7 protein-coding genes and 2 pseudogenes are annotated in these 12,262 nt (G+C 67.5%); 8 read left to right on the top strand and 1 reads right to left on the bottom strand.

The window, feature by feature from the left end:
* The first annotated feature begins 156 nt into the window (after nucleotides 1-156).
* Entirely contained in the window at nucleotides 157-1,677 is a 1,521-nt protein-coding gene (locus AC067N_RS17465) for a DUF4153 domain-containing protein (protein WP_478679809.1), read from the top strand.
* A 251-nt stretch (nucleotides 1,678-1,928) separates the two neighbouring features.
* Here AC067N_RS17465 and AC067N_RS17460 read toward each other — a convergent pair.
* Nucleotides 1,929-3,365: pseudogene (locus AC067N_RS17460) on the bottom strand (MFS transporter); the annotation flags it as partial.
* A 161-nt stretch (nucleotides 3,366-3,526) separates the two neighbouring features.
* Between AC067N_RS17460 and AC067N_RS17455 the strand changes: the two are divergent.
* The 7 genes and pseudogenes from AC067N_RS17455 (at nucleotide 3,527) to AC067N_RS17425 (ending at nucleotide 12,208) form a co-directional block, all read left to right on the top strand.
* Complete coding sequence (locus AC067N_RS17455; RefSeq protein ID WP_478679755.1) at nucleotides 3,527-4,708, top strand: helix-turn-helix domain-containing protein; 1,182 nt, start codon at nucleotides 3,527-3,529, stop codon at nucleotides 4,706-4,708.
* An 84-nt stretch (nucleotides 4,709-4,792) separates the two neighbouring features.
* On the top strand, nucleotides 4,793-5,035 hold the full coding sequence (locus AC067N_RS17450) for a hypothetical protein (RefSeq protein WP_478679754.1): 243 nt from the start codon (nucleotides 4,793-4,795) through the stop codon (nucleotides 5,033-5,035).
* A complete protein-coding gene (locus AC067N_RS17445; protein WP_478679753.1) occupies nucleotides 4,936-5,268 on the top strand; it encodes a DUF7848 domain-containing protein in 333 nt (110 codons plus the stop codon). The genes AC067N_RS17450 and AC067N_RS17445 overlap by 100 nt, the downstream gene beginning before the upstream one ends.
* A 1,442-nt stretch (nucleotides 5,269-6,710) precedes the next feature.
* Entirely contained in the window at nucleotides 6,711-8,162 is a 1,452-nt protein-coding gene (locus AC067N_RS17440) for a replication initiator (protein WP_478679752.1), read from the top strand.
* A gap of 295 nt (nucleotides 8,163-8,457) precedes the next feature.
* Nucleotides 8,458-10,362, top strand: a pseudogene (locus AC067N_RS17435) (recombinase family protein); the annotation flags it as partial.
* A gap of 439 nt (nucleotides 10,363-10,801) precedes the next feature.
* Nucleotides 10,802-11,425 (top strand): TetR/AcrR family transcriptional regulator, encoded by a 624-nt coding sequence (locus tag AC067N_RS17430; protein WP_478679751.1) that lies wholly within the window; start codon nucleotides 10,802-10,804, stop codon nucleotides 11,423-11,425.
* Between the two features lie 81 nt (nucleotides 11,426-11,506).
* Nucleotides 11,507-12,208: a ribonuclease HII gene (locus AC067N_RS17425; RefSeq protein ID WP_478679750.1), complete on the top strand. Its 702-nt coding sequence runs from the start codon at nucleotides 11,507-11,509 to the stop codon at nucleotides 12,206-12,208.
* Nucleotides 12,209-12,262 lie beyond the last annotated feature (54 nt).

The raw sequence follows: 12,262 nt of genomic DNA, 5'->3' as shown, positions 1-12,262 counted from the left end.
GGCGAGGCCGCCGACACCGGGACGAAGGGGCCGGCCGAGCCCGAACCGACGGCCCGGGCCGCCGGGGCCGGGCCGATACGGCGCACCACCGGGTCCGATCCGACCGGCCGGGCCGCTGAGCCCGGCTCCATACGGTCGGTCGCCGGGACGAAGCCGATCCCCGGTGGGGCGCCGCCCGCGCCGCTTCGTCCGGCCGGACCCGGCGTCGAGGAGCCCGCGCCGATCCGCACGGCCACGCTCTGGGCCGCGCTGGCCACCGGGCTGCTCAGCATGCTGTTGCTCGGCGACGGTATGGCCGTCAACCTGCTGGTCGTCGCGGTACCCGCGACCCTGGCCGTGTACTTCGCAGGCCGACGGGCCGGCCGGCGGCCGCACCGCTGGTCGCTCGTCTGGGGCGCGGGAGGCCTCGCCCTGTTGATCGTGCCCGCGGTACAGGCCGCGGCGTGGCCCTCGTTCCTCGCGGTCGTCACCGCGCTCGCGGCGGGCTCGCTCGCCCTGCACGGCGGCCGCACCTGGCCGGCCGTCCTGCTCGGCCCCGTCGGTGTGCTGACGGCCGCGGTGACCGGGCCCGCCTGGGCCTGGCAGGGGCTGCGGGACCGCGCGGGCGGCGACCGGAGCAGGGTGGGACCCGTGCTGCGGGCGCTGGCCGTGGCCGCGGTGCTGCTGCTGGTCTTCGGAGTCCTCTTCGCCTCGGCGGACGCCGCCTTCGCCGACCTCCTCGGCGCCCTGGTGCCCGACGTCTCCACGGAGGACGGGCCCTGGCGGGTCCTGCTCCTCATGCTGGGCCTCTTCGGGACGCTCGCGGCGGCCCGCACCGCCGCGGCGCCGACCCGCTGGGACCGGATGCGGGTGCCCGCCGGACGGGCTCGTGGCCGCGTCGAGTGGGCGCTCCCGCTGGTCTGGCTCGTCGCCCTCTTCGCCGCCTTCAACGCCGTCCAGCTCGCCGTGCTCTTCGGAGGCTACGACGCCGTGCTGGCGGAGACGGGCCTCACCTACGCCCAGTACGCGCGTCAGGGCTTCTGGCAGCTGCTCATGGCCACCCTGCTCACCCTGGTGGTCATCGTCGTGGCGCTGCGCTGGGCGCCACGCACCCGATCCAGCGACCGCACGCTCGTGCGGGTCGTGCTGGGCACCCTGTGCGCGCTGGCGCTCGTTGTCGTGGCATCCGCCGTGCGCCGCATGGACATGTATGTGGACGCGTACGGGCTCACGCGGCTGAGGATCTCGGTGCTGGCCATGGAGCTGTGGCTCGGCCTGGTGATCGTGCTCATCATGGCGGCCGGCGTGTGGGGTGCCCGATGGCTGCCGCGCGCCGTCGCGGCCAGTGCGGTCGCCGGGGTGCTCGCGTTCGGGTTCGCGTCGCCGGACGAGCTGATCGCCGAGCGCAACGTCGAACGGTACGAGACCACGGGCCGCTTCGACCTCGAGTACGCGAGAGGGCTGTCCGCCGACGCCGTACCCGTCCTGGACCGGCTGGAGGAGCCCATGCGCTCGTGCGCGCTCTCGGACATCGCCGCCGAACTGGAGGACGGGCCGGACACACCCTGGTACGCCACGAGCCGTGGAGAGGCCGAGGCCCGGCGCATCCTGGAGGAGCGACCGGTGTCGGCGCGGGCGGGCGGGCCGGAGTGCGGCGGGCCGGAGACTGAGTCGCCGTACCGCTGGACCACCCCCTGAGAGCCGCCTCCGTGACTTGGAGCTCCGAACAAGAGTGGAGCCCGGCTCGCGACGCCTGGCACGCACGCTCGCCGCGTTGCCGAAAGCCCCTGGTGGCCCCGCTACAAGGAGCTTCCGGCGCCTTGCGACCGCACGCACCAGACGCCGCGAGCCGATCGGACTCCACTCTTGTTCGGAGTTCTTGGGCCGCGGGCCGGACCACACCCGCGGCCTCCGCCTTCCGGGTGTGGTCCGGCATCCGCGGGCGGCGGTCAGCCCCCGGCGGGGCCCGCCGTGCCCGCGAGGGCGTCGAGGTCGCTCTTGCGGACCCTGATGACCACCACGGCGGTGACCAGGGCGAGTACGGCCATCGCGATGGCGGGGATGAACGCCGTCGCGATGCCATGGGCGAGCACCTCATGGCTCCATGGGGCCGGAAGCTGCTGGGTCCTTGCGAACTCGGCCTTCTGCTCGGCCGTGGCCTCCGCCATGAAGAGCCGCACCTGCTTCTCCCCTTCCTCACGGCCGGCCGTACCGAAGACCGTGGTGAGGATGGACAGGCCCAGCGAACCGCCCACCTGCTGCGTGACGTTGAGCAGGCCGGACGCCGCACCCGCCTCGTGCGGGGCGACCCCGGAGACGGCTGTCAGGGTGAGCGTCACGAAGTTCAGCCCCATGCCGAAGCCGAACAGCAGCATCGGGCCGAGCACGCCGCCGACGTAGGAGCTGTCGGGGCTGATGAAGGTCTGCCAGGCGAGTCCGAGCGTGACCAGTGTCGAGCCGCCCAGCATGAACGGCTTGGGACCCAGCACCGGCAGGAACCGCTGCGACAGACCCGCGCCGGTGACGATCGCGACGGTCACCGGCAGGAAGGCCAGACCGGCCTCGATCGGCGTGTACCGCAGCACGTTCTGCACGAACAGCACGATGAAGAAGAACATGCCGAACATCGCCGCGGCCAGGCTCAGCATGATCACGTACGTGCCCGAGCGGTTGCGGTCGGCGAACATCCTCAGCGGGGTGATCGGCTCCTTGGCCCGGCTCTCGATGGAGCCGAACGCCAGCAGCAGGACCACCGCCGCCGCGAACGAACCGATGGTCAGGCCGTCCCGCCAGCCCTCCTCGGCCGCCCGGATGAAGCCGTACACCAGGGAGGCCATACCGGCCGTCGAGGTGAGCGCGCCCGCGATGTCGAACCGGCCGGGGTGCCGCTCCGACTCACTGATGTACATCGGCGTGAGCACGGCGATCAGCACACCGATGGGGACGTTGACGAAGAGCACCCAGCGCCAGTCGAGCCACTCGGTGAGCATGCCGCCGGCCAGCAGACCGATCGCCCCGCCGCCCGCCGAGACCGCGGCGAAGACCCCGAACGCCCGGTTGCGCTCGGGCCCTTCCGGGAACGTCGTGGTGATCAGCGCCAGCGAGGTCGGCGACGCGATCGCGCCACCGACGCCCTGGAGGGCGCGCGCCGCCAGCAACTGCCAGGGTTCCTGGGCGAGACCGCCGAGGAGCGAGGCGAGCGTGAAGACGAGGATGCCTGTCATGAAGACCCGGCGGCGGCCGAGGATGTCCCCGGCCCGGCCGCCCAGGAGCAGCAGACCGCCGAAGGTCAGCGTGTACGCGCTGACCACCCATGTCAGGTCGGTGGTGCTGAACTTGAGCGCGTCTTGAATGTGCGGGAGCGCGATGTTCACAATCGTCGCGTCGGGAAGCATCGGGCCGTGTGTTCTGAGGTTCCGAGTTCAGCTTGCCCGCTGACGGCAGCCCTTGGTTCGGGGCGGAGGCTTCGCACGGAGCTTCTGCCCCGCATGGCGCGAGGAGTGGCCGGAAGCCTGCGGTAATGCTGCGGGCGCCGTACGCTCGAATCATGAGTGCCGACATTGGCAAGCGGCTCCAGGAAGTACGCAAGCGTCGTGGTATGACGCAACGTCAGCTTGCGAGCGAGTCCGGCGTTTCACTGTCCTTGATCAGGAAGTTGGAGCAGGGGGAGCGGGCTGACACGCGTCTGGAGACCGCGCGCCAACTGGCACACGCGCTGCGAGTGCCGACGACAAACCTCCTCGCCGACCATGAGGACGAGCCGGAAGCGGCGCCGGGGGTGGATGATCGCTGGGAAGGCGTCCGGCGGGCACTCGTGGCTCCTGTGCGTGCGGACGGGATGGCCGAAGAGCCGACTGCGGACGGTGTGCGGCAGGCCCTTGAATCCGCCCTGCCGTTGTTCTCCAGCGATCGTTTCGCGGAGCTGAGCGTGATCCTTCCGCCCTTGCTGCGGGACGCTGACCTCGTCGCCGAGACAGGCGCGGAGGGTCGGGAGGTGCGCGTTCGGCTCTCTCAGCTCACAGGGTGGCTGCTCACTCAAACTCGGCAGTTCGAGGCTGCTGACATCGCGCTTTCCCGATCCTTGGAAGATGCCTCGGACCGGCTTCAAGGGGCGGCAACCGTCAACACACAGTGCTGGCTGCTGCTGCGGCGTGGTCGGCTGGCTGAGGCACGCGAACTGGCCACGCGGTGGGCGGACGACGTGGAACCTCGCATCTCGCGGGCGACTCCGGCGGAGCTGAGCGCGTGGGGCTGGCTACTGCTCCGGGCCTCCGCTGCGGCGATCCGGGACAACCGGCCGGGAGAGGCTGAGGATGCGTTGCGCTACGCCAACTCGGCGGCGGTCGCGATGGGGCGGGAGTTCGCTCCACGTGACGACTTCTTGCAGGCGTTCGGCCCGGTCACGGTGGCTCTGAAACGGGCCGAAAACGCCATGATCGTCGATAAGCCTGACCTGGTGCTCAAGCTCTCGGCCCGTATCCCGACGGGCGGTATGCGCCCCACATCCAACAACCGCAACCGTCACCTCCTGGATGTCGCGGAGGCGCACGCCCGATCACACGACTACGCGAAGACCGTAGAGGTCCTTCAAGGCATCCGTGCGGACGCTCCTCAATGGCTGCCCAACCAGCGGTACGCACGGGACATCTTCGGTCGAGTGATCGGGCGGCGGCGCACTCTCACACCGGAGATGCGGAGCCTTGCCGACGCGATCGGCGTCCCGCTGTGACACCCTGTGGCACTTCGCTCTGACACCTCGTCAAAGTGCCATTGCCATTGAGGTGCATTCGCGTCACTACGTAGCGTCATTGGTATGGCGACTCAAGGCAGAACAGCACAAACAGCCGTCCCTGAGCGCGGAGAGCTGATGTACGACCCGGCAAGACGCAAGGTCGGGGAGTATCAGGACATGGCCGGTCCGTACGCCATGCTGCGCCCCGTGGGTGGCGGCCGGGAATGGGAGGCGAACCCCGCCGTGATCCGCCCGGCTACTCCTGCGGAGCGGCTCAGCGCGAACGTGAAGGCGGCCAACCTGCGAGCGGAGCGGGAGTGGTGAGCGTCCGGTCGGTGATTCGGCATGAGACGTGGACGCTTACTCCGGACCGTGAGCCGGATGCGGAGCCGACTACGTACGCGATGGAGTGCGCGGTGTGCGGTGAGTCCTCGGACGGCAGCGAGGACTTCGCGGACGGGCAGAGCTGGGTGTTAGAGCACTGCGGCAAGAACCCGTCGCACCACACGTTCCGGGAGATCATCATGCGCCCGTGGCGCACTTGGCGGCACGCGTGATGCGCCGGGTGGTGAGCTGGTTGGCCCTCTTCACGGGCCCGCTAGTGATCATCATGGTCTCTGGCTCATGCGGCTTCGTGCTGGGCGTCGCTGCCGCGTCCGGTTCCCCGCTGCCGTAGATCTCCCGTCCCCGCCGCACGTAGCTGATCGAGACGCCCCCGACTCAGAGAAGCCCCGGCTGGGGCGGGTCTTTCCGCAGGTAGTGGCGCGCTGTGGGCACGCCGCCGGCCGTAGAGGCTTTGGACGGGAGCTGCCATGGGGCGAGTGAACAGGGGGCCTTACGCTCGCCAGCGGATCGGGCAGTCTTTGGGACCTGCCCGCAATAGCCCGATCGGCCCCCTGTTCTTAGAGGCTCGCCCCATGGTGGCTGTCTAAAGCCTCGTAGGCCGTCGGCCCCCAGCCCAAGAGGGTTTGCTCCCCGGCTTCGCCCGCGCTGGGGCTGTCCATGTTCGGTTACTCAGGGAGGTGCATGTGAAGCATTGTGATGATCAGTTCGCGCCCCCGCCGGAGATGCAGGCGGAGGCGTGCCGTCTGGCGGGAGTGGAACCGGACGTCTCTCCCGCGTTGGTGCTGCGCTGCGAACTGGAGACGCATGGGGGGCCTGATCATGCGGCGGGGATCGTGGAAGCGCAGGACGCCACAGGCCGCATGACGTGGGTGTGGTGGCGCTCGGGAATGGAGATGCGCGATCCCTGCATGGTGCGCCGGTTCGGGGATGAAACACGGGTGGACAACACCGTGTGTGGCCTGTTCGAGGGGCACGCGGGTGAGCACGCTTGGCCCTAGCGGGTAGCTCACACCTGAGCCTCGTGCCGGGCGGCGGCACCCCGGACCGGACCGGCCGAAGGCCGCACGCCGGGGAGGGGAGCGCAAGCCGCCCGGCACTTGGAACGGGCTCGATCAGCGTTCCGGCTGTGTGTCCGCCTTGGTGGTCCTGCGCGCTGAGTGGCGGGGCCGCCGCAGCGGTGGCGGAGACAGGGAGCGGCGGCGGCCCCGGCCGCCAGCGCGCGCGGTCCGCCGAAGGCGGGCCGCCTGGAGTAAGTGAAGAAAGATTCCGACACGGCTTCCGCGGGCGCATGGTCCGGGGCGTTATCGGCTGACCGCGCCCCTCCAGCCACACGCAGGCCGCCCGCCATGTCAGTTCAAGTTCCCCGCCCTCGACCGAAATTCGCTCGCGCTGGGTCGGCGCTCATGCGATCATGACTGCTCGAGCGACGAGCCTTTTTGGCGATTCTCATACACAAACTTAGACACAGACTTATTCAGCAGACATCACATACTTCTTCTGCCTTCTCTGTCTTCGCTCTCTTTCACGCTGCCTCGACACGCTCTCACTCTCACATCTGACACTTCATCACTTCGCATCCAAAGGACATCAGACATGACTCACGCCTGCGCCTCGGCTCGCGCTCCTCCCTGTCCGTCTGTTCTGGAGGTGCCCTGTGCTCAACACCTCGCTTGAGGTGACTCATTCGACCTTCCGCTCTGCTGCGCTGGAGCGTGAGAAGCGTCTGCGGCTGCTGTCCGATGTTGATCGGGACATCATCCGCCTTGCGCACGACCCCCTGTTTCCGCGCTTGCTGGAGCAGATCAAAGCCATCGGGGGTTGTGCCCATCCGGTCTACCTGTCCGGCTCCACGATCACCCACGACGCCCTGACGGGTGAGGTGATCTCTTCCTACTCGACGGCCGGAGAACCGGGCGAGCGGTTGGCCGTCCGCTGTCGCAACCGCCGTGCTTCGGTCTGTGCGCCGTGCGCCTACCTGCATGCGGGCGACACCTATCAACTGATCCGGGCGGGCCTGTCCGGCGGCAAGAACGTCTCTGAGGGTGTTCGGGACCAGCCTCGTCTGTTCGTCACCCTGACAGCCCCCTCGTTCGGGCCCGTCCACCGCTCCCGCGACGGCAAGCGGTGTCGACCGCGCAGGGACGGCGGCGTATGCGAGCACGGGCGTCCAGTCGGCTGCGGCCTGGTCCACACCGAGGATGACGCCGCGCTGGGTCGCCCGCTGTGCGCGGACTGCTACGACTACGTCGGACACGTGCTGTGGCACGCGCACGCGGGGAGACTCTGGGATCGGTTCACCACCGCCGCACGGCGTCACCTCGCCTCCGTCGCAGGGATACCGCGCTCCCAACTCGGTGCTCACCTGGTGGTGTCCTTCGCGAAGGTGGCCGAGTACCAGAAGCGGGCGGCGATCCACTTCCATGCGGTGGTCCGTCTCGATGGTCCGGCCGGTCCTGGTGACCCGTCTCCGACCTGGGCCACGCCCGAACTGTTAGCTGACGCGGTTCACGCGGCCTCTGTGTCGGCGAACGTACGTGCCCCGGAATCGGATGCCTACGGGGACGTACTGCTTGTCTGGGGGCGACAGCTCGACGTACGACCGATCCGGGCCTTCGCGGACGGCGGGGGACCCACCGATGACGCTGCGGCTGCATACGTGGCCAAGTACGTTTCCAAGGGCACTGCCGAGACCGGAGCCGGACTGGACTACCGCGTCACTGGTCCCGATGACATCCACGCGGCGGTTGTCACACCCCACGTGCGGGCCCTGATGGCCACATGCTGGCGTCTGGGAGGCCTGCCCGAACTGGAACACCTCAGACTACGAACCTGGGCTCACAGCCTCGGCTACCGGGGCCACATCCTCAGCAAGTCCCGCCGCTACTCGACCACGTACGCGGCGCTGCGCGAGGAACGAGCTGCACACCAGCGGGCTGACATCGAGCCGACCGGCAACTCGGCTGCCGTCACGGAATCGAACTGGCGCTATGTCGGCTCTGGCTATACCCCCGGTGCTGCCAGGCTCGCCGCCGGCATCGCCGAGGGAATCGCCACAAGCCGCGAACTGGCCCGTGAGGAAATGGCGGATCGGGGGTTCGAGGAATGAGCCGGAAACGCATCGAGCGTCGGGCCGACGGATCCACCGTTACGGAAGTTTGGCGTACGGCTGACTGGGGTCCTGCTGAGCGCAGGCGGCTTGCTCGGCTCCTCTTCAGGCATCTGACCGAGAAGGAAGGTAATGCATCTGAGAGGAACGAGAGTTGACGAAAAGGAACCTGGCCACGACACAGGGCGCGAAGGCTAAAGTAGCCGTACAAGAGAACGACCCCGGAGAGACGTTGGCGCGCGCTCCGGGGTCGGGCCAACCGACAGGTTGGCCTGCCAGTCGCGAAGGGACTGACATGAACCATCTTCTCACGTCCGCTGTCAAGGTCGTGGACACAGTCGTCAAGGGTGCTCAACTTCGGGCCGTCGACTACCTCAGAGTGTCGACCGAGGAGCAGGCCAAGGGCTACGGCATCGCCTACACCGGTAAGAAGACAGCGCAGTACATCCACAAGAAGGGGTGGGAACACGTTGCCACCTACGCCGACGAAGGAGTGAGCGGGAGTCTCGAAGCGCATGAGCGAGACGACCTGAAGCGACTCATGCAGGAGGTCCGGCAGGACCCCCGCCCCTTCGATGTCGTGGTTGTTCCTGAAGGCCGTGCGATTGGTCGTACCGGGCGGGCATTCTGGCGCTGGGTCTGGGAACTTGAAGATCTTGGCGTCTACGTCGCTGTTGTAAAGGGTGACTATGACAACACAACTGTCGACGGCCGTAAGAAGATGCGTAAGGATGCCGACTACGCGGAAGAAGAGCGTGAGGTTATCCGGGATCGCACGCAGGGCGGTGTTCAGGAAAAGGCAGAAGAGGGCGGCTACACGGGCGGTACCGTCCCGTATGGGTGGCGTGTTCAGGATCAGGGTGTGAAAGGGCAGAGTCGCCTCACTCTCGATGTGTGTCGGGAGGGTGACTCCCTGACAGGTGAAGCAGTCACTGTCCGCAGGGCCTATACGCTGATCGTCGATGACGGGCTGAGTTGGACCGACGCGGCTGCCAAGTTGAATCTTGAGGGTTTGGTGACTCGCTCGGGAGCGCCCTGGTCGAGTGAAAACCTGAAATGCCGCATGATGTCACGTGCCGTACTTGAGGGTGTCCAGGTTTTCAGGGATGTCGAATCAAGGGATTCCCGGTACGGTCGCGGTGCAAAGGTTGACTCCGACGGAAACCCGCTCTACGGGGTGACGGTCACGATTGGTTTGGATCCTGTGCTTGACGAAAATCAGGTGCAGAAGCTGAAAAATGCCGCTGAGAAGATTGCGAAGCGGCGCTCGCCGCGAAAAGGGAGGAATGTTTACCCGCTGTCCATGAGGATTGAAAGCCTTTGTGGCTCCTATTACGTAGGTCGAGTGCAGTCCTCCACGGGTGAGCGCACCTATGTCTGCTCTGGGAAGCAACCGAAGTATGCCGGGGCTCCCGTGTGTAAGTGCAGCCAGATTAACGCCGAACAGATCGAGGCTGAAGTTTGGGGCCGTACCGCCAAGATCTTTGGCGATCCGGACGAATTGATGACCCTTGCCTCTGAGTGGATTGATGTGACCCTCGGAGGCAATTTGGCGCATGAAGACCGAATCGAAGACCTCGATCGCAGCATGGCAGTACAAGAAAAGGCGATTGCTACCGTCATGGGGATGACGGCGAAACAGGCTGCAGAGATGGGCTTGGAAGGTGAGGCGGCGCAAGATTTGGTTGCGGCCGCAGTCAAGCCGCTGACGGAGGAATTGGCGCGGCTGAAGAAACTCAAGAGTGAAGCCGTGGCCTGGCAGTTGGAAACCCTTGCGGCCGAACAGAGGGCACGAGATCTTCGGTCGCTGGCTGAGCTGGCGCGCACGGAAATGCCCAGCATGCCGCCTGAAGACCAGGCCGGGGTGATCGACCTAGCAGACATCAGGGTCCGGGTTCAGGGGGCGGTTCCCGTGAGGAAGGCGGGCAAGGAATGCTCGGTTGGCATGTGGTTCCGAGAAAGCGGCCTAGGGATTCCCGTAGGGGTCACCGATGATGACTGGGCTCGGATTGAGCCGCTCGTAAAGAAGACTGGTCGAGGGTCTGGAAAGAAGACGGATCTTCCGCTGAGGGATGCAGTAGAAGCCATCCTGTGGAAGGGGCGAACGGGAGAGGGGTGGGGCGAGGCGGCTGCGCGTATGCAGCGAGGCGCACGCAAGTCCCTCATGTCGCGCTGGTCAAGGTGGGTCGACGATGGGACCTGGGGCCGTGTCGTGGCCGCTCTGGCTGGCGCTGAGGCGGCTCCCGTGCCGGACGTGTCCACGGCGGTTGGCCTGCCTGACCTGGAGATTTCGGGGGCCGTTGAGCCTCGGCTCCTTTTGGAGGACTCCGAGACTCATGATCAAGCTGTCGCGTCCAGTACCACCATGAGTTGGCAGGCCGCGATGACCGTGAGCGCGATGCCGGGACGCCCCTCCCGGCGGGCCGCTCCCGGCTTCTGATCCTGAATCAACGGAGAGGTCGTCACTATGGGTCCCCCACAACTGCCTTAGTGAACGCTCGCGTTCACTGTCCCGTCCACGGTAGTGATTCCCCCTTAGTGAACGCAAGCGTTCACCGAAGTCGCCGCCCTGGCATGCCCCGACCGCCCGCTCGCACCCGCCGAGATCCCCACCCCCAAGGCTCAACGGAGAAACACAGATGGTCACTTCGCGCTGGACGGCCGCTCCCGCTCAGACGGCCTCCCCGCGCCGGCGCGGCGCCGTACTCGAACGCGCGATCCTCGACGCCGCGCTGGATCAGCTCAGTACGGTCGGCTGGAACGGCCTCACCATGGAGGGGGTCGCCGCAGGCGCCCAGACGGGCAAGGCCGCGGTCTACCGGCGCTGGCCGTCCAAGGAGGACCTCGTCGCGGACGCGCTCCAGGCCGGACTGCCCCGCTTCGACGAGGCGCCCGACCGGGGAAACGTACGCGACGACCTCCTGGCGCTGTGCCGGCGGGTCCGCGAGGCGATGTTCTCGCGCCCGGGGTTCGCCCTACGCTCGGTGATTCACGAATGCGACACCCTCCAGGCGGAGCGCTTCCATGGCGTGATCGTCGAGGGCGTCATCGAGCCCACGGTGAAGCTGCTGCGGGAGATCCTGGAGCGGGGAATCCGGCGCGGTGAGGTGCGGCCCGACGCGGCCAACGGCTATGTGTTCGACGCGATTCCCGCCATGATGATGTACCGCTCGAAGATGTGCGGCAGCGAATGGGGCGAGCGGGAGATCGCGGAGATGATCGACCAGTTGATGATGCCGCTGCTGCGCTCGCGGGACACCTGACCCGGTCCCGCCGCAGGGCCGTCTCCGCCCCGGGAGCCTGGGTGTCGCACGGAGTCGCGGGCGGCGTAGGCTAAGGGCGCCATGCCGTACGAACCACCTACTCACACCGTCGAGCGCTCCCTGCGCGCCACGACCGGAGCGAAGGTCATTGCCGGTGTCGACGAGGTGGGGCGAGGTGCGTGGGCCGGCCCCGTCACCGTCTGCGCGGCGATCACCGGACTGCGCCGACCGCCCGAGGGCCTCACCGACTCCAAGCTCCTGACGATCAAGCGCCGTGAGGCGCTCGCCGAGGAACTGCTGAAGTGGGTGACGTCGTACGCCCTCGGTCACGCCTCCCCGGAGGAGATCGACGACCTGGGGATGACGGCCGCGCTGCGACTCGCCGCCGTACGGGCCCTGGACGCGCTCCCCGTGCGTCCGGACGCGGTCATACTCGACGGCAAGCACGACTACCTGGGATCGCCCTGGCGGGTCCGTACGGTGATCAAGGGCGACCAGTCCTGCGTCGCCGTCGCGGCTGCCTCGGTGATCGCCAAGGTTCAGCGCGACAAAATGATGGCCGAACTGGGTGTCGAGCATGCAGACTTCGGTTTCGCGGCCAACGCCGGCTATCCGTCGCCCGTGCACAAGGCCGCTCTGGCGGAGCGGGGACCCACCCCGCACCACCGGTTGTCGTGGGCGTATCTTGATGCGCTGCCCCAGTGGCGGCACCTCAAGAAGGTCCGCAACTGGGCGGACGGAAGCGTTCCGGAGATCGAGGGTCAGCTCGGCTTCGATTTCTGACGGATTCGTTCGCACTCATGTGCCACCCGCCGACGCGAGTCGCAGCGGCGTTTG

The sequence above is a fragment of the Streptomyces sp. NPDC042364 genome (genome assembly GCF_056437585.1).
This window is presented reverse-complemented; position numbering and strand designations above follow the sequence as displayed.

What these genes read in the sequence shown, in the direction of transcription:
- AC067N_RS17455 (WP_478679755.1), top strand. Translation starts at nt 3,527, where the DNA reads ATGAGTGCCGACATTGGCAAGCGGCTCCAGGAAGTACGCAAGCGTCGT.
- AC067N_RS17450 (WP_478679754.1), top strand. Translation starts at nt 4,793, where the DNA reads ATGGCGACTCAAGGCAGAACAGCACAAACAGCCGTCCCTGAGCGCGGA.
- AC067N_RS17445 (WP_478679753.1), top strand. Translation starts at nt 4,936, where the DNA reads ATGGGAGGCGAACCCCGCCGTGATCCGCCCGGCTACTCCTGCGGAGCG.
- AC067N_RS17430 (WP_478679751.1), top strand. Translation starts at nt 10,802, where the DNA reads ATGGTCACTTCGCGCTGGACGGCCGCTCCCGCTCAGACGGCCTCCCCG.
- AC067N_RS17425 (WP_478679750.1), top strand. Translation starts at nt 11,507, where the DNA reads ATGCCGTACGAACCACCTACTCACACCGTCGAGCGCTCCCTGCGCGCC.